This is a genomic window from Pseudomonas sp. LARHCG127, assembly GCF_052871455.1.
Genome location: NZ_JBIXJT010000002.1, coordinates 373,643 through 398,262, shown reverse-complemented (window position 1 = coordinate 398,262; position 24,620 = coordinate 373,643). Strand labels below are relative to the sequence as shown.

The following is a 24,620-nucleotide window of genomic DNA, read 5'->3' as shown; positions in this document are numbered from 1 at the left end:
CGGCGGGGCTCAGCTTTCCAGCCAGACGTCCCGGGCCCAGTGCCAGACCGATTCCCAGGTTTCCTCGGCGATCAGTTCTTCCTCGGCTTGCCACAACACCACCGTGCCGTCCTCTTCGACGCAGTAATAATCATCGCCGTCCTGGCAGATCGGGATCAGGCTGCGGTCGACACCGGCATCCCAGGCATTGGCGGCCACATCCGGCAGGTAGGTGTGGGACTGTGGATCGGTGACGGTTACCGGTTCCAGGCTGCCGTAGACGACGTCGCTGACGGTCAGCAAAAACTCCCTGAAGACGAACGGGATATCGATGAACAGCTGCTCTTCGATCTCTACCAGCAAGTCTTCGTCGGGCAATTCCAGCGGGACCGGTACGGGCTCGTTGGCTTCACGCAATTGTTCGATGATTTCTTCCACGTCCGGGGATCCTCTTTCTCGATGGCGCGGTTTTATATGGAGCGGTTTATACAGTAGCTCGCTATAGATGCAACCGCGAAATAGAAAACCCCGGCCTGAGCCGGGGTTCTTTTATTTCAACATGCAAAACCGGTAAAGGTTCAACCGTTCTGGCGGATACCGGCCACCAGCCAAGGCTGGTCATCGCCCTGGGCACGTTCCATGTTCCAGCTTTCGCTGAACGCTTCGCCCTTGTCGAAGCGAGAATCCTTCGACAGACCGCTGAAGGTCAGGGTGGCGATGGTCTTGTCGGCGCGATCGTCGACACCATCCAGTTGCACCTGGAGGTTGTCGATGTAGGTGGACTGGAAGCCGTCACCCAGCTCGGCCCGCTCGCGCTTGAGGAATTCCAGCAATTGCGGGGTGACGAACTCGGAGATCTTGTCCATCTCGTTCGCGTCCCAATGTTGCTGCAGGGCCATGAAGTGGTTGCGCGCGGCTTCGATGAAGCGTTGTTCATTGAACCAGGCCGGCGCATTGATCACCGGACGAGCGGCCACAGGCGCTGCCGAACCACCGAAGATCGAAGCGCTGGCAGGCTGCTGGTTGAACACTTCACGCTGCATCGGCGCGTGGCCAGCTGGAGCGAGTTGCTCCTGCTGCTTGCGACGACGAGCGGCAATGAAGCGGAAGACCAGGAAGGCGATGACCGCCATGATCAGGATGTCGAAGATCTGCATGCCCTGGAAGCCGTCACCCATGAACATGGAGGCGAGCAGGCCACCGGCAGCGATGCCGGCCAGGGGGCCGAGCCAGCGCGACGCGCCGCTGGCCTTGGTGGCAGCGCCCGCGGCACCGGCCGCGCCTGCGGTGGCAGCGGTAGAGCCGGCGGCAGAAGACGGCGCCATCTGGCTGGTCTGGTGAGTCGGGGCTGCTCCCGAGCTTTTACCACCGCCAAAGCGCTTGGCGGCATTGGCGTCGATGGCCATCGTCAGGCCGATGCACAACGCCATGGCGATGCTAAGAAAACGTTTCATATAAAGGCATTCCCATTTGTGGATAGCACGCGCGCCATGTTGCACAGCAGAACTGTTGCTGGCTAGCAGCAGAGTGTTTCGGGCTTTTGCGTGACAGGTGAGGTTCAGCTTCAGCTGCGCAAGAAAGCTTGTTCGCTTTGGGCTGTAGGAAAGGGGAACAAGTTCTATCGGAAATGTTTGGCGTCCCCAGAACAACCTGTGGGAGCGAGCTTGCTCGCGATAGCGGTGTGTCAGTCAGCAACAATAGTGACTGATCCACCGCTATCGCGAGCAAGCTCGCTTCCACAGAGTTCCTGCAAGGCCTTTAGATCGCTTCGAGCTTGGCATATCCCAGCATCAGCCACTTGCTGCCTTCGCTGAAATTCACCTGCACCCGGGCCTGGGCGCCGGCGCCTTCGAAGTTGAGGATAACGCCGTCGCCGAATACCGAATGCCGCACGGTCTGGCCGAGGCTGAAGCCGGTTTCCGGGATATCGCTGCCGCCAAACAAGCTGCTGGTGCTTTGTTGCTGGCCGCCGCCGAACGGCCGGCTGACACTGTTGGACAGCCGCACTTCCTGGATCAAGCCCTTCGGCACTTCACGTACGAAGCGCGACACTTTGTTGTAGGTCTCGCTGCCATACAAGCGTCGGGTTTCGGCGTAGGTCATGACCAGGTTCTGCATGGCGCGGGTGATGCCGACATAGGCCAGGCGTCGTTCCTCTTCCAGGCGTCCCGGCTCTTCCAGGCTCATCTTGTGGGGGAACAGGCCTTCTTCCATGCCCACGAGAAACACGTAGGGAAATTCCAGGCCCTTGGCGCTGTGCAGGGTCATCAGCTGGATGCTGTCTTCATGTTCGTCGGCCTGGGTGTCGCCGGCCTCCAGCGAGGCGTGACCGAGGAAGGCCGACAGGGGCGACAGGTCTGCGTCTTCTTCGGTGTTCTCGAAGTTGCGCGCGGCGCTGACCAGTTCCTCGAGGTTTTCCACCCGGGCCTGGCCTTTCTCGCCTTTTTCCGCTTCGTGGTAGGCGATCAGGCCGGACTGCTCGATGACAGTCTGGGTCATCAAGTGCAGGGGCATTTCCCCACACTTGGCGGCCAGGTCTTCGATCAGGTCCATGAAGGCCTTCAGGGCACCGGCGGCGCGACCGGTCACGCCTTTGTTGGTGACCAGCTGGCGCATGGATTCCCACATGGACACATGGCTGTGGCGCGCGTGATCGCGAATCGCCTCGACGGTTTTCTCGCCAATGCCCCGCGTCGGCACGTTGATGACCCGCTCCAGGGCCGCGTCGTTGCCCCGACCTTCGATCAGGCGCAGGTAGGCCATAGCGTTCTTGATTTCCGCACGTTCGAAGAAGCGCTGGCCACCATAGATGCGGTAAGGGATCCGTTCCCGCAGCAATGCCTCTTCCAGCACTCGCGACTGGGCGTTGGAACGGTACAGGATGGCAATGTCGCTACGGGCCAGGCCGGTTTTCAGCGCGCTCTCGATGGTTTCCACCACGTAGCGGGCTTCATCGTGTTCGTTGAAGGCGGCATAGAGGTTGATCGCTTCGCCTTCGCCGCCATCAGTCCACAGCTCTTTGCCCAGGCGACCGGTGTTGTTGGCGATCAGGGCGTTGGCGGCTTTGAGGATGCCGGCGGTGGAGCGGTAGTTCTGTTCCAGGCGGATGACTTCGGCGTCGGGAAAGTCCGCCGAGTACTGGTGAATGTTCTCGATCTTGGCGCCGCGCCAGCCGTAGATCGACTGATCGTCGTCACCCACCACCATCAGGCTGTCGCCGCCCTTGGCGAGCAGGCGCAACCAGGCGTATTGCACGGCGTTGGTGTCCTGGAACTCGTCTACCAGTACATGCCGGAAGCGCTTTTGGTAGTGAGCCAGCAGGCCCGGGTGGTCGCGCCACAGGTCCAGGGCACGCAGCAGCAGCTCGGAAAAGTCGATTACCCCGGCACGCTGGCACGCCGCCTCGTAGGCTTCGTAGATGCTGCGCATGGTTGCCAGGAACAGGTCGCCGCTGGCCTGGATATGCTGCGGGCGCAGGCCTTCGTCTTTCTGGCCGTTGATGAACCATTGGGCCTGGCGGGCCGGCCAGCGTTGTTCGTCCAGGCCCAGCTCGCGGATCACCCGTTTGACCAGGCGTTGCTGGTCGTCGCTGTCCAGGATCTGGAAGGTCTGGCTCAGCCCGGCCTCCTGCCAATGCGCCCGCAACAAGCGGTGCGCCAGGCCGTGGAAGGTGCCGACCCACATGCCGGCGGGGTTGATGCCCATCAGTTGTTCGATGCGATGGCGCATCTCGGCCGCGGCCTTGTTGGTGAACGTCACCGACAGGATCGAATGGGGCGAGGCGTTCTCGACCTGGATCAACCAGGCGATACGGTGCACCAGCACTCGGGTTTTACCGGAGCCGGCACCGGCCAGGACCAACTGACGACCCACGGAGGCGGCTACGGCCTGGCGTTGGGCATCGTTGAGGGAGTTCAGCAGAAGGGAGAGATCATCGCGCATCGGAGCATTCTAGGGTGCAGCGTCACCCCGGGCAAACCGAGCTTTGCATCGGCCGATAAAAGACCGTTTGGTGATGACCGGCGAGTCACGGGCTACAGGCGTTGGCGGGACTCGCTCGGGAGGGGCGCCATCCAATGAAATAGCGACTTTTTTCAATGTTTTTATGAGCTGGGGCAGTGTGGGATGGCCCATGGCTTGTGTATGCTCGGCGCTTGTTTCGGGTTCTCCACGCTCCTCTCTATAAGAACAAGAACAGTGCCAATGACCCTCAATTCCGATCCGGCGGGCCCCTGTGTGGAACCGCGGGTCATCTGCAAGCAGTACGCCACGGAGATGGCGGTCGAGCGCACACGTCTGCTGTATCAGGGCTCACTGCTTCCTACATTGTTCATGCTGCTCAACGGTCTGGTCTGCGCCGCACTGTTATGGGAGCCGCGGCGCTATTTCCTGGTCAGCGTCTGGCTCGTCTGGTTGTTGTCACTGGTGGCGTTGCGGGTGATCCAGGTGGCGGCTTTCGATTCGGCAATGCCAAGCCGCCAGGCCCACCCGATCTGGTTGCGTATGTTTTTGCTGGGCTCGGCGATGACCGGCCTTACGCTGGCGGGGGCCGGCATCGCGTTGGTCCCGGCCGACAGCTTCCAGCAGCAGGCCTGGGTGTTCGGCCTGATTGGCGCGGCCGCGTTGTCGGCCAGCGTGGCCTATGCCGTGAGTCTTCCGGCGTTCCTGTCCTTTGCCTTGCCCTGCCTGTTACCGGCCATCGGCTATCTCTTCTGGGGCGGCGATGAGCAGCAGCGGGGTTGGGGCTGGCTCGGGCTGATTGTGTTGGTTTCCTTGAGCGTGGTGGCTTGGCAAGTCAATCGCCTGATCCAGAATGGCATGTTGCGCCGTTTCCAGAACCAGGCGTTGATCGAGCATCTGCAGCAAACCCAAACCCGCGGTGCGATGCTCAACGAGGCGCTGGGCCGGGAGGTTGAGCAACGGCGCTCGGCCGAGGAAAAATTGCGAGCGGCCCAGGTGGGCCTGGAGGCGCGTGTCGCGCAGCGCAGCCTTGAACTGGAGGCCGCCAGCCAGGCCCTGAGCAAAAGTGAGGCGCGCCTGGCCCTGGCCCTCAAGGCCAGTGAGCTGGGGTTGTGGGATTGGAATCTGCAGACTGACGAAGTCCATCACACCCAGCTCAAGGAGCTGTTCGGCCTGGAGCCCGAATACGTCACGGCGATGCTCAGTCATCTCACCCCGCGCCTGCACCCTCAAGACCTGCCGGCGCTCAAGCGGGCCCTGGTCGAGCACCTCAAGGGCCGCAGCGAGGATTACCAGATCGAATACCGGGTGCGGCACGGCGATGGCCATTGGGTCTGGATCGAGGACCGTGGCCGAGCCGTGGAGCGCAGCGCCAGCGGACGGGTGCTGCGCATGGTCGGGACCCGGCGCGACATCAGCGCGAGCAAGGAACTCGAGCAGCAACGGCAGCTGGCGGCCACGGTGTTCGAGGCCGCCAGCGAAGGGATTGTGATTTTCGACCCCAATTATGTGCTGCTCGCGGCCAATCAAGCGTTCACGCGAGTCACCGGTTTCAATATCGATGACATGCTCGGGCGCAATGTCGTCAACCTGCCATGCAGTCGCGACGCGCGCCGGCACTATCCCATCATCCGCCAAGCGCTCAAACAGCATGGCACCTGGCAGGGTGAGCTGGTGGAGGCGCGGGCCAACGGCGAGTTGTACCCGCAATGGCTGCAACTGAACGTCGTGCGCGATGCTCGGGGAAATATCAGCCATATCGTGGGCTTTTTCGCCGATCTTTCGGCGCGCCGCGAATCTGAAGAGCGCATGCGCTACCTGACCCATTACGACGAACTGACCGGGCTGGCGAATCGCTCGCTGTTCCGTGAGCGCCTGAACGAAGCTCATCAGCGGGTGCGCCAGGGTGGACGGCGTAGCCTGGCGTTGCTGCATATCAACCTGGACCGTTTCAAACTGCTCAACGATAGCCTGGGCCATGACATCGCCGACCAGTTGTTGCAGAAAATGGCGCGGCGCTTGATCAATGCACTGCCCGAGGCCGACACCATTGCCCGGTTATCCGGCGATGAGTTTGCGGTGTTGTTCGATGCCTACGGCAGCCTTTCCAGCCTGGCGCGGGTGGCGACCCGGCTGGCCGCCAAGCTGCGCGTGCCGTTGACCATCGAAGGTCATGAATTGGTGCTCAGTGCCTCCATCGGCATCAGCTTGTTGCCGGACAACACGCGGGAAATTGCCACGCTGGTCAGCCAGGCGAACATGGCCATGCAGCACGCCAAGCATCTGGGGGGCAACAACTTCCAGTTCTACACCGAGAGCCTCCAGGCCAGCACGCTGGAGCGCCTGCAACTGGAAAACCAACTGCGCAAGGCCTTGGAAGAGCAACAACTGAAGGTCTTTTATCAGCCCAAATTGTGCCTGGCCACCGGTCGCCTGAACGCCGCCGAGGCGCTGGTGCGTTGGGATCATCCGGCCATGGGCCGAGTCCCGCCGGGAGATTTCATCGGCTTGGCTGAAGAGACCGGGCTGATCGGACCGATTGGCGAGTTCGTGTTGCGCCAAGCCTGTTGGCAGGCGTGCGAATGGCAGCGCCAAGGGCTTGAGCCGATCAGGGTGTCGGTCAACCTGTCAGTGCATCAGTTGCGCCAGGGCAAGCTGGTCAGCCTGGTGCGACAAGTGCTGGAGGAAACCGGCCTGGCGCCCCAGTACCTGGAGCTGGAGTTGACCGAGAGCCAGTTGCTCGACAGCGTTGAACACATCATCGCCACGTTCCAGCAATTGCGCGACCTTGGGGTCAAGCTGGCGATCGACGATTTTGGCACCGGCTACTCATCCCTGAGCTACCTCAAGCGTATCCCGGTGGACTACGTGAAGATCGACCAGGCGTTCATCCGCGGGCTGGGCGAGGGCAGCGTGGATACCGCCATTACCCGGGCAATCATTGCAATGGCCCATGGCTTGTCGCTCAAGGTAGTGGCTGAAGGCGTTGAGCGTCAGGAGCAGCTTGAGTTCCTCAGGAACGAGGGTTGCGATGAGGTGCAGGGGTATCTGATCAGCCGGCCGGTGGAGGCAGACGGTTTGGCCGGGTTGTTGCGGGCGCAGCACCTGGGTTGAATTAACCTGAACGACGACGATAACTTCCCGGTAGACGACGAGCGCGTCTGCCGGGAAGTTGTTTATGGGCGAATGCTTAGTGGGTGATTAGAACTTCATCAATGTGGTGCAGCAACTCGCCTTCGAAAAAAATACTGACGCCCGTGACGTTGGATTCACCCAGCTCTTTGTATTCGACAATCTTGTCTGTGAGCACTTGTAGTGAAACCCCGTCGGAGTTTTGAAGTATCAACTCCAATCGTAGATCAAGAGATTTGTCCTGATTGGCGCTCCGGACCAGCGTCGGGATAACGCCGGAATTTGCTACGGTTACGGTGCCAAAGGTGCGGAAAGATGCAGTGCCCGGCATACGATCGATTTGTGCGGTCCAACCTTTAGTTGTGATTTTCATAGTGGTAACTCCTTTAGTTAAAGTTGATTGCTTCCTGCGGGAGCCAATATAACGGCTTTGACTTGATGGTGTTAGTTAAGTGGCGGTTGGGATTGTAAGGAGAAATGAACTTTCAATGGCCTACTTGGTTTTGGCTTGAGAGCTACTGCCTAGGGTTGTAGGGATATATATTGTTAAGGGCTGCAAGTTATCGAATGTTTGGCTCATTGGAAATAGGCGCTATTGCCTACGTTGGAAGCTCTGGCCGGGTCAGGAAGTCAGGCGATCGACAGCGCAGAGGGTTTGCGCTACGGCCCAGGCTGCTACATCGGGCAATCCTCGGCCAAAACAAAGGGGCAGCGAGGCAATCCAGTTACGTTTTGGACGGGCAAAGCGCCAATTCTTGTAGTATAACTACAAGCTTGCTACATCCCGGCATCTGCCCATAACAAGAGTCCAGCCCCTTGAACCTGTTGCAACACATCGCCCAGTCACGCCACTTGCTGCGCAAGTCGGAGCTGAAAGTCGCCGATCACGTACTGCTTGATCCCGCGGCCGTGATGCATAGCTCCATGGCCGATCTTGCCCACAGCGTCGGCATCAGCGAACCGACCATCGTGCGCTTCTGCCGGGCCATCGGTTGCTCGGGTTTCCAGGATCTGAAACTCAAGCTGGCGCAAAGCCTGGCCGCCGGCGCGAGCTTCGGTCAGTTTGCGATCCATGAAGATGATTCAGTGGCGGACTACAGCCTGAAAATCTTCGACACGACCCTGCATACGTTGATGGAGGTTCGCGAGAAGCTCGACCCGGTGGCGTTGCAAAAAGCCGTCACGGCCATGTCCCAGGCCCAGCGAGTCGAGTTTTATGGCTTCGGCGCCTCGGGCGCAGTGGCGGCCGATGCCCAGCACAAGTTCTTCCGGTTGCTGCTGACGGCAGCAGCCTATTCTGACCCGCACATGCAGGCCATGTCGGCAGTGACCTTGAAACCCACCGATGTGGCGATCTGCATTTCCCAATCGGGGCGCTCCAAGGACCTGCTGATCACCGCGAACCTGGTGCGCGAAAGCGGTGCTTCGCTGATCACCTTGTGTCCGAGCCAGACCCCCTTGGCGGAGCTGTCCACGGTGAACCTGGCCATCGATGTGCATGAAGACACTGAGATCTACACGCCGCTAACCTCGCGCATCGCCCATCTGGTGGTGATCGACGTACTGGCGATGGGCGTCGCCATGGCCCGTGGCCCGAGCTTGGTCAACCACCTCAAGAGCGTGAAGCGCAGCCTTCGCAGCCTGCGGCTGTCGCCCAAGTCGGTGAAGGCGCTGGACGACTGAATCCCAAGCCCTGAGGTCGAGGGGCTTTTGTGGCGAGGGAGCTTGCTCCCGCTGGGCTGCGAAGCAGCCCCCAACGATTTTTCCAGATACACCGCATTGGCTGGTTTGCGACTGCTGCGCAGCCGAGCGGGAGCAAGCTCCCTCGCCACAAAGTGTCATTTCCCCCTGAATTCATCGTTCTGTAACGCACGCGCCGCCAAACCGTCATCCCTCATCGTCATCGTAAAGCTCCCGTATACGTCTTGGGAGTCTCGACATGACCCAGTCCTACGAAGAACGCAGCGCCGTCAAAACCCGTCGTCAGCAGGAAGACCAGCGCCGCATGGCGTTCCGTCGTGCAATCGAAGACCGCTATGAACAGCGTCAGCTTCTGGCCGAGATCAGCGAGTTTCCTGACGCGGTAGAGTTCAATTACTGGCAGGCAACGCCGGCGGCTTCCCGTCGAAACGCTCAACCAGGCCGATGATCTGAGCGCGCTCGCCGCGAACGAAGGCCAGGAAGGCATGGGCCACCGGTGACAGGCGCTTGGCCCTGGCCTGCACCAGGCACCAACTGCGGTACAGCGGCAATTCCTCCACCGGCAACTCGATGAGTGCGCCGGACGACAATTCCCGGCTCGCGGCGTGACGTGTCAGCAGCGCCACGCCCAGCCCGGCCACTACGCATTCGCGCTGGGCTTCCGCCGACGCCACTTCCAGCGTCTGGGTGAAGTGCACCCGTTTCTCCTTGAAATATTCCTCACAGGCCAGTCGCGTGCCGGACCCCGGCTCGCGCAACAGCAGCGTGTAGGGCTCCAGGTCCTGCAAGCGCAGCGGACCCAGGTGGCACAGCGGATGGTCGGGCGGCGCCACGGCGACGATCGGATTGTTGAGAAAGGGCAGGAATTCCAGGCCCATGTCCTGGGGCACCATGGACATGATCACCAGGTCGTCGCGGTTGTCCGAGAGCCGGCGGATGACCTGGCCGCGATTGACCACCGTGAGGTTGAGGTTGACCTCCGGATGCTGGCGCTTGAATGCGGCGAATAGATGCGGGACGAAGTATTTTGCGCTGGACTCTACCGCCAGCTTCAGTTGGCCTTGCAGCGAACCCTGCATGTCCGAGAGCTGCATATCGAGGTTTTCCAGGCGCCCGAAGATGTCGCGGCTGGCACGTTGCAGGGCTTCGGCGGCTTCGGTCATGTAGAGTTTCTTGCCGACATACTCGAATAACGGCTGGCCAATCAGCTCTTCCAGAGATCGAATCTGTAGGCTAACGGCCGGTTGTGTGAGAGACATTTCGTCGGCTGCACGGCTGTAGGACCTCAGGTCGCACACCTCGTTGAAAATTTGCAATTGACGCAATGTCATACGCATCAACGACTTACGCATCTTTTAAGTACTCTGGTGTGGGACGGGCAGCTCAACTATAAGTCTTTGCTTATGCATGACCCAATAATTATTCATTTTTGTTAATCCACAGCCAGGACTAGTGTGGAGCTGCGACCAATTGTTACATCTGGTCACGCGTCGGCCTGGATCCCAGGCCGTGGTATCACCGGCTCAAGGGAACCTCCAATTGATAACAAAGATCCTGATCGCCAACCGTGGTGAGATTGCCGTCCGCATCGTGCGCGCTTGCGCCGAGATGGGCATTCGCTCGGTCGCGGTCTACTCCGACGCGGACCGCCATGCGTTGCACGTCAAGCGTGCGGACGAGGCCCACAGCATCGGCGCCGATCCGCTGGCCGGCTACCTCAACCCGCGCAAACTGGTGAACCTGGCGGTGGAAACCGGCTGTGATGCCTTGCATCCTGGCTACGGGTTTCTCTCGGAAAATGCCGAACTGGCAGACATCTGCGCTGAACGCGGCATCAAATTCATTGGCCCTTCGGCGGAAGTCATTCGCCGCATGGGTGACAAGACCGAAGCGCGTCGCAGCATGATCAAGGCCGGTGTGCCGGTCACGCCGGGCACCGAAGGCAACGTGGCGGGCATCGAAGAGGCCCTGACCGAAGGTGATCGGATCGGTTACCCGGTGATGCTCAAGGCCACCTCTGGTGGCGGCGGTCGCGGTATCCGTCGTTGCAACAGCCGTGAAGAACTCGAACAGGCCTTCCCGCGGGTGATTTCCGAAGCCACCAAGGCGTTCGGTTCGGCGGAAGTGTTCCTGGAAAAATGCATCGTCAATCCCAAGCACATCGAAGCGCAGATCCTGGGCGACAGTTTCGGCAACGTGGTGCACCTGTTCGAACGCGATTGCTCGATCCAGCGCCGTAACCAGAAGCTGATCGAAATCGCCCCGAGCCCGCAATTGACCCCTGAGCAGCGCGCCTATATCGGCGACCTGTCGGTGCGCGCGGCCAAGGCCGTGGGCTACGAGAACGCCGGCACCGTGGAGTTTTTGCTCGCCGAAGGCGAGGTGTACTTCATGGAGATGAACACCCGGGTGCAGGTGGAACACACCATCACCGAAGAAATCACCGGTATCGACATTGTTCGCGAACAGATCCGCATCGCCTCCGGGCTGCCGCTGTCGGTCAAGCAGGAAGACATCCAGCACCGGGGTTTTGCGTTGCAGTTCCGCATCAACGCCGAGGATCCGAAAAACAACTTCCTGCCCAGCTTCGGCAAGATAACCCGCTACTACGCCCCGGGCGGCCCGGGTGTGCGCACCGACACGGCGATCTACACCGGCTACACCATTCCGCCGTTCTACGATTCGATGTGCCTGAAACTGGTGGTCTGGGCGTTGACCTGGGAAGAAGCGATGGACCGTGGCCTGCGAGCCCTGGATGACATGCGCCTGCAGGGGGTCAAGACCACCGCCGCGTATTACCAGGAAATCCTGCGCAATCCGGAATTCCGCAGCGGCCAGTTCAACACCAGCTTCGTTGAAAGCCATCCTGAACTGACCAACTACTCGATCAAGCGCAAACCCGAAGAGCTGGCCTTGGCCATCGCCGCCGCCATTGCCGCCCACGCAGGCCTGTAAGGAATCATGACAATGTCCAAGAAGATCCACGTTACCGACACAATCCTGCGCGACGCTCACCAATCGCTGCTCGCCACGCGCATGCGCACCGAAGACATGCTGCCGATCTGCGACAAGCTCGACAAGGTCGGCTATTGGTCGCTGGAAGTCTGGGGCGGCGCAACCTTCGACGCCTGCGTGCGCTTCCTGAAGGAAGACCCGTGGGAGCGCCTGCGTCAACTGCGCGCGGCGCTGCCCAACACGCGCCTGCAAATGCTCCTGCGTGGCCAGAACCTGCTGGGCTACCGCCACTACAGCGACGACGTGGTCAAGGCCTTCGTGGCCAAGGCCGCCGTCAACGGCATCGATGTGTTCCGCATTTTCGATGCGATGAACGACGTGCGTAACCTGCGGGTCGCTATCGAAGCGGTGAAAGCTGCCGGCAAGCACGCCCAGGGCACCATCGCCTACACCACCAGCCCGGTGCACACCATCGACGCGTTCGTGGCCCAGGCCAAGCAGATGGAAGCCATGGGGTGCGACTCGGTGGCGATCAAGGACATGGCCGGCCTGCTGACCCCATATGCCACTGGCGAGCTGGTGAAAGCGCTGAAGAGCGAGCAATCGTTGCCGGTGTTCATCCACTCCCACGACACTGCCGGCCTGGCCGCGATGTGCCAACTCAAGGCCATCGAAAACGGTGCTGACCACATTGACACCGCGATCTCCAGCTTCGCCTGGGGCACCAGCCATCCGGGCACCGAATCGATGGTTGCGGCCCTTAAAGGCAGCGAGTTCGACACCGGGCTGGACTTGGAACTGTTGCAGGAAATCGGCCTGTACTTCTATGCCGTGCGCAAGAAATACCACCAGTTCGAAAGCGAGTTCACCGCGGTGGACACTCGCGTCCAGGTCAACCAGGTGCCGGGCGGGATGATTTCCAACCTCGCCAACCAGCTGAAAGAGCAGGGCGCGCTGAACCGGATGAACGAAGTGCTGGCGGAAATCCCGCGGGTACGCGAAGACCTCGGCTTCCCGCCGCTGGTGACCCCGACCTCGCAGATCGTCGGCACCCAGGCGTTCTTCAACGTGCTGGCCGGTGAGCGCTACAAGACCATCACCAACGAAGTGAAGCTCTATCTGCAGGGCGGTTACGGCAAGGCGCCGGGCTCGGTGAGTGAGAAGCTGCGTCGCCAGGCCATCGGCAGCGAAGAAGTGATCGACGTGCGCCCGGCCGATTTGCTCAAGCCGGAAATGACCAAGCTGCGCGGCGAAATCGGCGCACTGGCCAAGTCCGAAGAGGACGTGCTGACCTATGCCATGTTCCCGGACATCGGTCGCAAGTTCCTCGAGGAGCGCGAAGCCGGCACCCTGACCCCGGAAGTGCTGCTGCCAATTCCTGAGGCAGGCAGCGTGAGCTCCGCGGGCGGTGAAGGTGTGCCGACCGAGTTCGTCATCGACGTGCACGGCGAAACCTATCGCGTCGACATCACCGGTGTGGGCGTCAAGGCCGAAGGCAAGCGTCACTTCTACTTGTCCATCGATGGCATGCCCGAAGAGGTCGTGTTCGAACCGCTCAATGAATTCGTCGGCGGCGGCAGCAGCAAGCGCAAGCAAGCCACTGCGCCCGGCCATGTCAGCACCACCATGCCGGGTAACATCGTCGATGTCCTGGTCAAGGAGGGCGACGTGGTGAAAGCCGGCCAAGCGGTGCTGATCACCGAAGCCATGAAGATGGAAACCGAAGTCCAGGCGGCCATCGCCGGCAAGGTCACCGCCATTCATGTGGCCAAGGGCGACCGGGTCAACCCGGGCGAGATCCTGATCGAAATCGAAGGCTGATTCCAACAGCCTCGATGCAATGTTTTACCTCGGGGGAGCAGGTGCTCCCCTTTTTTTCGCCCGTCAGAACATCATCCGCCATTGCCCGATCAACGCACCGTTACGGTTGTCCTGGCCCGTTTCGCCGCTGTAATTCAGTCCCAGGGTATGACGTGGCGATACGGCCAAATCTAGCCCTGCCTGCCAGAGCAAGCTGTCACGGTCCAGTTCGACGCCTTTGATGGTGTAGGTATTGCCGCCATTAACCAAGCGTTGATGGGAGCCGCCCCTGATGTCGCCGTATAGGTGCTTCCAGCCGACATCGAGGCGTGGTGTCAACCGCATGCCTTGGTCGAACACAAAAGGGCGGGCGAGGCGCAGGCCGAGGTCGCTGCTGTAGTGCTCCTGCGCCTGGCCGTTGTACCGCAATGCAGCATCGCAACCTTTTTCTGAATAGGCATCGCGTTGATAGCGCTGGTAACCCACTTGGGCATAGGGTTCGATATCGAAATGACCGACGTCCAGGTTGTAGCCAACCTGTCCAAAGACCTGTTGCGTCGTGGCGGCGTAACGACCCTTGAGGTGATCCTTGAAACCATTGAACGCGACATGGCGCTTGGTGCTGCCGTCATGGCTGCCATGGACGGCACCCAGGCGCAGCGCCAGCGGTCCTTCCTGGCGCACGGCATAGGCGCCTACGAGCCAACTGTCGAGCGCTCCCTCGAATTGATAGCTGTCCAGTCGTGTCTGGGTCTTGCTGCCGATGACACCCAACCGCCAATTGGAGCTGACAGCCCAATCGGTTCCCAGCATCAGGCCCTTGGTGGAATGCTTGAGGGCAAAGTTGCCCAATTGCTTGGCGAGGCTGCCGTTGTTTCCGATGGCCTGGACCCAGACCTGGCCGTTGCCATGTTCGCCCTCAGGTGTATTCAGGCTCATGGCGGAAAGCATTCCCGAGCTGATCGGTGCGACGCTGCTCAGGGTGGCATTGCCTAGATCTGCAGTGTCGTAGCCGCCCAGTTGGTCGATGGCATCGGCGGCTGTGGCCATGTTGGTGCCGAGTAGGGCAGCGATGGCGGCGTTGGGTTTTGGAGCTGGCTTGGTGGCTGTCGATTGGGTCGCTGGTTTTAGTTTGGCGCTGGCAACGATTGGAGATGCGGTGGGTTTTGATGCAGGACGTTCGGCTGGCGACTCGACGGTCGGAGGTTGCATAGCCGTGGCCTCGGATTCCAGCGGCGTTGGTTTGGCCAGTTTCGGTCCAGGCAGACTCTCTACAAACTCTTCAGCGTTTTCGTTGGTCGCGGCAATTTTTAATGGAATGTTGTTACGTTCGAAAATCAGCCCTACTTCTGTTTCTGTATAGTCAGGTGTTGCTGTCAGGAAGACGAGCTCATTTTCGATCTTCCCAAACTTCCCCACCACCTTACCCGCGTCGATCACGACTCGCCTGTTCGTGTCGACGAATTCACCGGGTATGGCGGGGATTTTCAATGTCGCATTGCCCAGCGTCGCGGTACCGCCAACCTTAATCGTGGCGCTGCCTTTTTCCGCGTCAATTCCGTAAACCAGCGTCGCGCTCTTGAGTAGCTTGAGATCATGGGTAACCGAAGGGGCGCCAACGTCTGGACCGACCTTCATCAAGCCGGTCACATCCAGCGCGTCGACCGTCCCGTTGCCGCTGAACGTGGCGTTTCTTCCAACGAACACGGGACCGGCCACGGTACCCCGGTTATCGAATACACCAAGCACGTGCACCGCACCCGCAATCTGACCGGTGTTGGTCAGCTTGGCCTTCGAGTCGACCAGGCTCGCACCGTTGAAAGCGACGCCGCTGGACCATTCGCCTTGCTTGAGATGCAGATCGGTAACGTTACTTATCTGATTGATCACGCCTCCCTTGGCGATATCCAATTGCAGGACATTAGTCCCGCCGCCTCCGTCAGTAAGCCCGAAAAGATCGCCTTGCTTGCTGACAATCACCAGGTCGTCGCTGTCGCCCATCGACAGGGGCGCTTCCTGAACTTCGGTGACCCTCTCGATCTTTGTATCCGGTGCCGCCGCGAACGTCTTGAGCCTCGCCTGCATCTTGGCGGTCGTTTCAACGGGGCGGGCTTCTCCGGTAACTGACTGAGCCATTGAAACCTCGGCACAGCCAAGCGCCAAGGTTATTGCCAGTGCGAGGTGTTGGGGCAGGAATACGTGTTGGGTAGGCATCGAATGTGACCTCTGATGAAAGAGGTCGCACTTTAAAAATTTCACCCTGTGCGGCGATGCCAGCCATCTCCTCGCCATGGGAAAGATTCGGCGGATGAAATTTGTAGGCTGCTCGTGCTGCGATCAGCGTGTTGGTTCGTTGGCTTTCATGGTCCGGAGCTTTGCCCTACGGCCCTTTCAGAAGTGTACTGACCGGACACATGGTTAACGGGGCGCCCGAGATCGACGTCCACCGCAAGGCGGCCTGATAGCCGACCGGGTTCTTGATGGGAACCGCGTTTCTCCTGTGGGAGCGGGCTTGCTCGCGAAGGCGGTGTCACAGTCGATGAGGATGTTGGATGGGCCGGCCTCTTCGCGAGCAAGCCCGCTCCCACAGGAGGGCTGTGTTGGATATGAATTTTGTGTTCACTGGAGATTGAATGTGGGAGCGAGCCTGCTCGCGAAGGCGGTGGCTCAGTCACATGGATATTGGGCTTGCTGGCCTCATCGCGAGCAAGCTCGCTCCCACAGGAGGTCTGTGTTGGATATGAATTTTGTGTCCGCTGAAGATTGAATGTGGGAGCGAGCCTGCTCGCGATGGCGATGGTTCGGTTATATGGATGCTGGGCTTGCCGGCCTCTTCGCGAGCAGGCTCGCTCCCACAGGAGAAACGCGGTTCCCATCAAGAGCCAGGTCGGCTACCAGGCCGCCTCGTGGTGGACGTTGATCTCGGGCCCACGGAGCAATGCCGGAGTGAGGGCATGCCGAGCCTAAGCGAGGCACCGAGTGGTGGGGCAGAAGCGCTTTGGTTACTTTCGACTGGGCCGGCTTCCGGGCTTTTCGAAAGTGACTCGCCGTAAGGGCGAAACCGCCAGCCGCCGTTACCGCAGCAACGGATATACCCACCAACCTTAAACCCCCAACTCAACGATTATTCAGATAAGCCTTCCCATAATGTCGCTCCATCCGCGCCTGAATCAGCTCCAACGCAATAGACATCAACCAGTAAATAATCGCCGCCGTAGTCAGCATCTCAATATAACGATAACTGGAACGCCCATAAGACTGCGCCAGAAACATCACCTCCCAGACCCCCATCACCGAGATCAGCGAGGAATCCTTGAGCATGGAGATGAATTGGTTGGTGGTCGGCGGGATGATGGTGCGCATGGCCTGGGGCAGGGTGACGCGCCAGAAGATCACGGTTTCCCCCAGGCCCAGGGCGAGGGAGGCTTCGCGTTGGCCGTGGGGGACGCCGAGGATGCCGGCGCGGAAGATTTCGCTCAGGTAGGCGCCGTAGTTCAGCGACAGGGCGATGATCCCGGCGGCGATGGCGCCAGGGACCACGCCCAGTTGGGGCAGGCCCAGGTAGATCAGCAAGATCTGGATCAGCAGCGGCGTGCCGCGAAAGAACGACGCGTAGAAGCTGGCGATGCCGAAGGCCACCGCACTGCTGGACAGTCGCGCCAGGGCAGTGATGAAACCCAGCAACGATGAGGCTACGATCGAACACAAGCACAGGAACAGCGTCAGCACCGCGCCCTGTAAAAAGCCATTGGGGGCCAAATGCAGCCCCAGCAGGTTTGGCAGTTTGTCGAGGATGATCGAGAACTTCAGGTCGAAGCTCAGGAAAAAACTCGCGAACAGCACCAACATCGCCGCCCAGGTCAGGTACAGCCGAGTGCGAAAACCGAAGATTTTCTGCAGGCGTGATTCAGCCACCGATGGCGGTGGCTGAGGGGGTGGAAAAGAAGTCATTGAGTGATGTCGGCGCCGATCCATTTCTGCGAGAGTTTGCTCAAGGTGCCATCCTGTTTCAACTGGGCAAAGACTTCACGCACCTTGCTGTCCCACTGCGCGTCGCCCTTTTCGATGGCCACCGAGTTCGGTTCGGAGTAGAGCGCATCGCCGGCCAGCTTGAAGCGCTTGTCTTCGGTCAGGCGCGGCTGGGCGGTCACCAGGTTGGTCAGCACCGCGTCCAGGCGCACCCCGGCGCCCAGGCCCAGGTCCTGGAACGCCACGTTGTCGGTGTCGTACGGAGCGATCTGCACTTCCTCGAACGGATAACTCAGTTGGGTATCCTCGGCGCCTTCGATCACCAGGTTCTTGTTCAGGTAGCTCTCGTAGCTGGAGGCGCTGGTGAGGCCGACTTTCTTGCCGCTCAGGTCCTTGGCGCCGTGGATACGGTCGTCCTTGGCGTTGACCACGATCACCGCGGGCGAAGCGTAGTACTGCACCGGGAAGTCGAACACTTCGGCGCGGGCCTTGCTCGGCGTCATGGAGCAGATGCAGATGTCATAGCGCCCGCTCCAGTGACCGGCCGCGATGACGTCCCAGGACGGTGTTTCCAGGCGCAGCTTCACCCCCAGTTTCTGCGCCACGGCCTTGGCGACGTCCACATCGAAACCGTCGAGCTGGTTCTGATCGTTGAGGAACGAGAAGGGCGGATAGCTTTCCATCAGCACGCCAACCAGCTCTTTTTTCTGTTCGATGCGGTCCAGCGTGGCACCGGCAAACGCTTGCGGAGAGGCAGCCAGCAGCGTAAGGCCCAGGGCCAGCAATGGTTGTAATTTCATGTGAGGGCCCTGTTAGAAAAATAAGTTGTAGTTCTCTGAATGGTGCGTATTAAATAGTTATAAGAACAACTCCGGTAGTGAGTATTTTTCATAAGCTTATGAGTGAATCGCATATGGGCGTAGCAACAGTCATTCTCGATGGCGGCATGGGCCGTGAACTGCAACGCCGTGGCGCGCCGTTTCGACAACCCGAGTGGTCGGCGCTGGCACTGAGCGAAGCGCCCCGGGCCGTGGAAGATGTTCATGGGGCCTACATCGCCAGCGGTGCCAATGTGATCACCACCAACAGCTACGCCGTCGTGCCGTTCCATATCGGTGAGGCGCGTTTCGCCGCCGAAGGCCAGGCGCTGGCGGCTTTGGCCGGTGAGCTGGCGCGGCGGGCTGTGCAGGCTTCAGGCAAGGCCGTACGAGTGGCCGGATCGCTGCCGCCGCTGTTCGGCTCCTATCGTCCCGATCTGTTCGATGCGTCTCGCGCCGCTGAACTGCTGACGCCCTTGGTGGCGGGCCTGGCACCCCACGTTGACCTGTGGCTGGCGGAAACCCAAAGCTCAACGGTCGAGGCACGAGCCATACGTGCCGGGATCCCGCAGGATGGCAAGCCATTCTGGCTATCGTTCACCTTGAAAGACGAGGACACGGATGAAGTGCCGCGCCTGCGTTCCGGTGAACCCGTGGCGGATGCCGCGGCAGTCGCAGCGGAGCTGGGCGTCGAGACGCTGCTGTTCAACTGCAGCCAGCCGGAGGTGATCGGTGCGGCCATCGATGCCGCGCGGCAGACGTTCGAGCGCCTGGGCGTGAAAATCCACATCGGTGCCTACGCCAACGCATTTCCGCCGCAGCCCAAGGAGGCGACCGCCAACGACGGGTTGGACCCGTTGCGTGAGGACCTGGATCCGCCGGGTTATCTGCAATGGGCGGCGGACTGGCAAAAGCGCGGGGCCAGTCACTTGGGCGGCTGCTGCGGAATCGGGCCGGAGCATATTGCCGTCCTGGCGCAACAATTGGGTTGAGTGGCGTGGCGGTTGGCCGAGGCATCGGCTGGCCACCTGTTCATCCCCGCTTACGATTTTCACCCAAAGCGACAGCGACGCCATACATATGTATGGCCGTGCTGCGTGACTGACGCGTTAGGTTTCCGGACTTTCCAATCAACCCTTGGACAGTCCGATGCCCTCTGATTCGACAAATCAACCCACCCCCCTCCCGATATCCAGCGCGGCGCCATTGAGTGGTGACCGCCAGCCGTCCTGCGAGCCTGTACCAACAGAAACGCCCATGCCAGACGACGACCTGAGCGCCGCCGGCAAAGAGCAGCTGCGACAATTGAAGCTGCTGGACGCCAACCAGAAGAGCCTGGCGCTTCTATTCGCCGGCCTGCCAACTTTCGATTCGGTGATCAATAGCCTGTTGGTCAGCTCGATCAAGAAAAAAATACCCGAGCGTAAGCTCCGTCCATCGCTGCTTGAACATATCGACCCTGATCATTGCTACGTGAATCACTTCGCCATCGATTCGGATGGCGGGCGCATGTTGACGCACTCGCAGAGTTTTACCGACGTGATGCGTAGCAGTTTGAAAGCCGATACGCCGCCCACCTATACGGCCGGTGGCGTGGGTTTCTACATTCGCCCGGATACCGTGGACGAAGCTGACAGTATTTTTTCCAGCCCTGCGGATAGCAAAATCCTACAAGCGATGGAGTCGACGTTTTACATAGCCGGCCCGACGACCAACGAGACGGTGAGGCAGCAATTGCGTGACGACCTCCGTCTCTTTCGCAACAGCGAGCGCTGGGCGGGCATCCTCGACAAGGCAGACTCATCGACGGCGCAAGCGGTCTTCGTTCATCTGCTTTCAAGGCGCTTCCTGCACCTTTGCAACCTGTACAAAGCCGACCGCAAGCCGGCTGCCTCACCGGGTGAGCGAACGCAACAGGCCGACGATGACCGCCTGTTGAACATCATCAGCACTCACCCCTCCATGCTCGACAGGGGGCGCTTGCAGCGAGCGCCCATCCCCCATGTTTATGCGGTCATGCTCGATACGGGACGCGCAACGCCGCAGCAGTGGCCCGCCGCTATGGTGATCAAGCAAACCGAACGACAACGGTTGTTTTTGTATTCCCTGGAAGGCGGCCTGCAGGGCTTCCCGTCCGTTGAGGCGATGACCGCCGCGGTGAGTCCGCTTTATGACGGGCAGGAACGCACGATCCTGAATATCTCCTCCGAGCTGTCCGGGCATGTGTTTGAAGTGGCGGCCTCGGCTCTTTTCCAGTGGCAAAGCGCAGCGCTCGAGAAATTCCTGAGCACACCCATCGACGGGACGATGGCCCTGGAGGCGTTTGCCCAACAGGCAGAAGAGGCGCTGAGTCTGCCTGTGCTATCGCTCTCCGAGCCGTTGGCGGTGCGTCGGTTGACCCGGGTCGAAAACAACCGTCCGGTCTACTACGCATCCGCGACACTGTCGGAGCAAGCGACCTATCGTCGTCTGGAAGCCCGGGTGTACCGGGGGGTCTATGAACTGAGTGGTCGCGCCCAGACGCTCGTGCAATTCACTCAGGAGAAGATCAAGCAATACCTTAAGCAAACGTTGCACCCGGCCATTAAGCCCGATCCGGACCGGACCCAGGTCACGCTGTCTTTTGGCAACAAAGCCAACCCAAGGCAGTCGCGCACCATCAGCCTGACCCAGCTGATGCTGGACAATCTCCGCTCGCCAGACTATCCGGAGGCGATGAGCGAAGTGTCGACCGTCTATCTTGTCGACCAGCACTGTCAGCGCATTCGACACCCGGAGAATGACGTTCTGATCACTTTGACCGGGAGCGAGCTCGCCCGCATGGCCAAGAGCCTGGATGTCGGCGGTCACTATGAAATCCTGCTGCGAGAGGAGATGAACAAACCGCAATACAAGGCGGCATGGCAAGCGGCGTATCTGGCGAACTTGAAGTTCAAGGGCTACGAGGCTGGACTGAAGGGCGACAGCGTGTTCAAGGCTACTGGCCTGGACAAGACCGGCAACCCACCGAAGCTGCAAAAGCGGGTGCCTCTCTGGTTGGCCGCCGTGTTGAAGTCTCCGGTGGCGGAGGCTCGTGCCCAGGTCTTCGGGCGAAGAGTGCATGTCCATGGCCTGCTGCTCGGAGGAAGCGTGGGCGCAGGAGGGCAGCATGGGGCGATGGGCAACGCCCTCAGTGTGGATGGCGCACTGATTTTTACCGATCAGCTCGGACCGGAAATCAAGGGCCCCGTCGGGGTGTACTTTCCAGACAGCCCTGAGGGCGACGACTTCCAGGAATTTTCCGATCTGGGTGAGGGCGTCGGGGCGCTTCTGCTGCAAGAAAAATGGCAGGCGTATTTCCGTTCGCGAATCTCCGCGCCCGATGCTGACGAATTGAAGGGTTTATCAGCGCAGCGACGCGGTCGGCCGCTGATTCGTGGTTCCTTGATTACCGGTGACTTGTTGGAAACGCTTCATCGCGCCTATGTAAATTTTCACAGCGCCCATGCCGATCACTTGTCCAACAGCAACCTGGACGTCCGGCGTCACCACGCTGCCCGGGTGTTCATGGTGACGGTCGATATTCTGTTGGAAGTGGCAGGTGTGCTGGCGGTGCCGGGTGTCCAGCTACTCAAGCGAGCCGTGAGAACCGGCTCGTTCGTGCTCAGGAGCGGTGTGGTTCCACGGGACCTTGATACCTTGGTCTTCATCGACAAAGTGGCTAACCGTCTTGGACACGGCAGGGCCCACGGCTGGACGATTCCATCACGGGGCCAAGCCTCGTTTCTAGCGGTGAAAGCTCGTCAACATGCAGGCGAAGCGTTGGCCGGATTGCCACTGGAGGAAGCGATCTATCATCGTTACGCCGTTAAGGATACGGCGCCGATCCGAGGGCTGGCCCCTGATGCCCAAGGCTTCTATCGTCCCAGGCTCAACAATGACGGCACGGCACAGGTCTATGTGCGGCAACCCGACGGGACGGTTTTTCGCGTGCACGATCACACGAAAATGACCGCCATCGAGGCCACGATCGTCGATCCATTAACGGGTCTGAACATCCGTTCCAGTGGTGTGATGAGAAGTACCGTGGCACGCATGCCCAATGGCGAATGGCGCGCCGTGGGATTCGGCCAGGGCGGGGGTAAACGGCCTTCCCAGACACCGCCTCCGTCGGACCCTTCCAAGCCCAAGGTGCCTGCCCTGACTGACCCAAGTATCGCCGACGCCGTCCGTACCTTGGGCAACTGGGACAACGAGGTCATGGACCTGGTCCCCTCCATCATCACCCGAATGCCGAGTTGGCCGCAGAATCGCAGCTTGTTGATCATCGATGAGATGTCCGCCGGGCGCGCATGGTCAGTGCGCTACACCCCAGGGCGGGATGAGCGTGTATACCCAAATAGCGTTCATCCCGACAGGGCGAGCACGGATATTGTCCTGCGGCGAACGGGCCAAAATCATTACAGCCTGGTCTTGGGCAATCGCGTCATGGAGATCCCCGCCGACGGTGACTGCTTTTTCAACGCCGTTGCTCGCGGCCTGAATGATGGGCGGCTACAGGGGGACTTTTCCATAAGAGGGCTGCGTGATGCCGCCGCCGATTACATCGATCAGCATCCAGAGATCCATCATTATTTGGCCCCTCAAGTCTCCGGGATACGGCAGGCGCTTGTCGATAACGCGCCGACGTTGGAGCAACTTCTGGGAAAGGCGGCAGTGCTTGACCTGACGCAAATGATTCATGGCGGCCCCAATCCGCACCACCTGTTCCAACCGATCATGAATTATTTGCGGTCATCCGCCGAAGCTTCGCTGCGTGACTATTTGCGAAATGCACAATCCTTGAGCTTGCCTCCGGAAATGCTGCATAGCATCGCCAGACATTTCTCGCCACGAACGCCTGGCCAATTGATACAGAGCGATTTTCCTTTTTACCTGGCCAACGAAGACGACCTGATCAAGTTTTTCGAGGACATATTATTGGGTCCAATTGTTGATCGTGAAATTCTCGAACTGATGAACAACGAATACCTCATGCTCTCCCAGGACGTGTTGCACATCATGCTTGAATACGGCCTGAGGGCCCGGGAACTGACCGATCACCATCCGCGGAATCTCATGGCTTATGTCAAGTTTGACCAGGCCTTGCACGGCGAAATGAGCCATGAACAGTTGGATGAGCTGGTGGGGGACGCTTATCTGATAGATCGGGGTGACCTCAAGGATGTCCAGCGCAGACTTGAGCGCGAAACAGGCAAGCTTGTTAGTGACGATGCGCGGTTGATGGATCAGTACATTTACTATGACCGCGCCGAAGACCTCGTTGACTTGCTCAGGGTAGCCCTTGGCCGGTTTCCCGATTTGCTCAGGCGCGCCGAAATCGCTTTGCAGTCCCCAGTTATCGCTTCCAACCTGGGCGGCATGCTGCCATTGAGCGTGGTGTCCCAGTGGATACGCGATCCGAGCCTGACCGATGAGCGGCTTCGACACATCGCCGCCTACACCGTCACGCGTTATACCGAAGTCGTGATCACCGGCGACATCGATATCAGCTGGATGCGAGCGTTCGACGACCATAACCTTCGCGACATTATTTTCCGCCAGCAGATATTGATGAGTTTCATGCGATTCATTGGCGGTGTTCGGGGCAATCTGGTGGATGTCGATCTACCTGCCGTCGTCAGATTGTTCAGCGCGCCAGGACAGTCTCCTTCTAACACCCGGGTCGCTTTGTTGTTACAAAGCCCTGGTGTCTGGAGCTCAATCTACAACATGCCCGGCATCACAGCCGAGGGCGCCAGAAGCGTTTGGGACGATCTGATCAGCGTGCAATACAGCGACGACCTGATTCGCGAAACGCTCCAGCGGCCTGGTTCGCTGGCGTCCGAGTCGGCTTTCGCGGGCGCATTGGTGGACAGTCTGCTAAGCGAGGAAACGCGTGCGCATCAACTGCTGCTGGGGGCATACGCGGTGAGCCAAGGAGAGGCCCAGCAGTTCCTGCGGCGCTTCAGGTTTTCGGGCAACCGGGCGGAGCACAGCCGCCTGAGCTTCGCGCGCTACGTGAGTCATCACGGCGGAATACCCGAATGGGCGTGGCAGTATGCCAACGAGGGCGTCACACCCGAATCACTCAGGCGATTTCTTGCCTCGAGACGACCACCAAAAGCGGAGTGATCCGATCGCCATCGCGTGGCTGGCACGCGATGGCAACGCTGCGGAAACACGCATTCACATATGCATGTGGCCGCCCAAGGTTGCCTATATATATGTATCGCTCCATGGCGGCGACGGAAGGATAGGGTCGGGGTTCTTCAATAAACAAACGGA

Annotated in this window: 15 protein-coding genes; 7 read left to right on the top strand and 8 right to left on the bottom strand. The window is 60.0% G+C overall.

Going from position 1 to position 24,620, the window contains the following annotated elements; translation table 11 throughout:
* Positions 1 to 9: 9 nt before the first annotated feature.
* From ACIPQ1_RS05155 to uvrD, 3 genes are all read right to left on the bottom strand, one after another.
* A complete protein-coding gene (locus ACIPQ1_RS05155; RefSeq protein ID WP_003187120.1) occupies positions 10 to 417 on the bottom strand; it encodes an SMI1/KNR4 family protein in 408 nt (135 codons plus the stop codon).
* A gap of 140 nt (positions 418 to 557) precedes the next feature.
* Entirely contained in the window at positions 558 to 1,433 is an 876-nt protein-coding gene (locus ACIPQ1_RS05150; protein ID WP_446533700.1) for a Tim44 domain-containing protein, read from the bottom strand.
* A 304-nt stretch (positions 1,434 to 1,737) separates the two neighbouring features.
* Positions 1,738 to 3,921: a DNA helicase II gene (gene uvrD / locus ACIPQ1_RS05145; RefSeq protein ID WP_446533699.1), complete on the bottom strand. Its 2,184-nt coding sequence runs from the start codon at positions 3,919 to 3,921 to the stop codon at positions 1,738 to 1,740.
* 261 nt (positions 3,922 to 4,182) lie between these two features.
* On the opposite strand from uvrD, the gene ACIPQ1_RS05140 reads away from it, so the two are divergent.
* Entirely contained in the window at positions 4,183 to 7,053 is a 2,871-nt protein-coding gene (locus tag ACIPQ1_RS05140; protein WP_411385996.1) for a putative bifunctional diguanylate cyclase/phosphodiesterase, read from the top strand.
* Positions 7,054 to 7,129: 76 nt separating this feature from the next.
* Here the strand turns inward: ACIPQ1_RS05140 and ACIPQ1_RS05135 are convergent, their stop codons facing one another.
* Positions 7,130 to 7,444, bottom strand: a complete 315-nt coding sequence (locus ACIPQ1_RS05135) for a hypothetical protein (protein ID WP_250965143.1) — start codon at positions 7,442 to 7,444, stop codon at positions 7,130 to 7,132.
* 443 nt (positions 7,445 to 7,887) lie between these two features.
* Here ACIPQ1_RS05135 and hexR point away from each other — a divergent pair, with 443 nt between their 5' ends.
* Entirely contained in the window at positions 7,888 to 8,754 is an 867-nt protein-coding gene (hexR, locus tag ACIPQ1_RS05130) for a transcriptional regulator HexR (protein ID WP_003187110.1), read from the top strand.
* 256 nt (positions 8,755 to 9,010) lie between these two features.
* The gene (locus ACIPQ1_RS05125; protein WP_080675527.1) at positions 9,011 to 9,220 is read left to right on the top strand and encodes a PA3496 family putative envelope integrity protein; all 210 of its coding nucleotides are present in this window, start codon (positions 9,011 to 9,013) and stop codon (positions 9,218 to 9,220) included.
* On the opposite strand, the gene ACIPQ1_RS05120 is transcribed toward ACIPQ1_RS05125, so the two are convergent.
* Positions 9,162 to 10,124, bottom strand: a complete 963-nt coding sequence (locus ACIPQ1_RS05120; protein ID WP_411385995.1) for a LysR family transcriptional regulator — start codon at positions 10,122 to 10,124, stop codon at positions 9,162 to 9,164. The genes ACIPQ1_RS05125 and ACIPQ1_RS05120 overlap by 59 nt on opposite strands.
* 187 nt (positions 10,125 to 10,311) lie before the next feature.
* Between ACIPQ1_RS05120 and ACIPQ1_RS05115 the strand changes: the two genes are divergently transcribed.
* Together ACIPQ1_RS05115 and oadA are read left to right on the top strand one after the other, a co-directional pair.
* Positions 10,312 to 11,727, top strand: coding sequence for an acetyl-CoA carboxylase biotin carboxylase subunit (locus ACIPQ1_RS05115; protein WP_003187105.1), 1,416 nt, complete (start codon positions 10,312 to 10,314; stop codon positions 11,725 to 11,727).
* Positions 11,728 to 11,739: 12 nt separating this feature from the next.
* Complete coding sequence (oadA, locus tag ACIPQ1_RS05110; RefSeq protein WP_186710765.1) at positions 11,740 to 13,548, top strand: sodium-extruding oxaloacetate decarboxylase subunit alpha; 1,809 nt, start codon at positions 11,740 to 11,742, stop codon at positions 13,546 to 13,548.
* Between the two features lie 63 nt (positions 13,549 to 13,611).
* On the opposite strand, the gene ACIPQ1_RS05105 is transcribed toward oadA, so the two are convergent.
* From ACIPQ1_RS05105 to ACIPQ1_RS05095, 3 genes are all read right to left on the bottom strand, one after another.
* Positions 13,612 to 15,741 (bottom strand): autotransporter domain-containing protein, encoded by a 2,130-nt coding sequence (locus tag ACIPQ1_RS05105; protein WP_446533698.1) that lies wholly within the window; start codon positions 15,739 to 15,741, stop codon positions 13,612 to 13,614.
* A gap of 903 nt (positions 15,742 to 16,644) precedes the next feature.
* Entirely contained in the window at positions 16,645 to 17,478 is an 834-nt protein-coding gene (locus tag ACIPQ1_RS05100; RefSeq protein ID WP_250965139.1) for an amino acid ABC transporter permease, read from the bottom strand.
* The gene (locus ACIPQ1_RS05095) at positions 17,475 to 18,296 is read right to left on the bottom strand and encodes an ABC transporter substrate-binding protein (RefSeq protein WP_250965138.1); all 822 of its coding nucleotides are present in this window, start codon (positions 18,294 to 18,296) and stop codon (positions 17,475 to 17,477) included. Before ACIPQ1_RS05095 ends, ACIPQ1_RS05100 begins: the two co-directional genes overlap by 4 nt.
* A gap of 113 nt (positions 18,297 to 18,409) precedes the next feature.
* Between ACIPQ1_RS05095 and ACIPQ1_RS05090 the strand changes: the two genes are divergently transcribed.
* Together ACIPQ1_RS05090 and ACIPQ1_RS05085 are read left to right on the top strand one after the other, a co-directional pair.
* Positions 18,410 to 19,306 (top strand): homocysteine S-methyltransferase family protein, encoded by an 897-nt coding sequence (locus ACIPQ1_RS05090; protein WP_411385992.1) that lies wholly within the window; start codon positions 18,410 to 18,412, stop codon positions 19,304 to 19,306.
* Between the two features lie 265 nt (positions 19,307 to 19,571).
* On the top strand, positions 19,572 to 24,467 hold the full coding sequence (locus ACIPQ1_RS05085; RefSeq protein WP_446533697.1) for a dermonecrotic toxin domain-containing protein: 4,896 nt from the start codon (positions 19,572 to 19,574) through the stop codon (positions 24,465 to 24,467).
* The last annotated feature ends 153 nt before the right edge of the window (positions 24,468 to 24,620 follow it).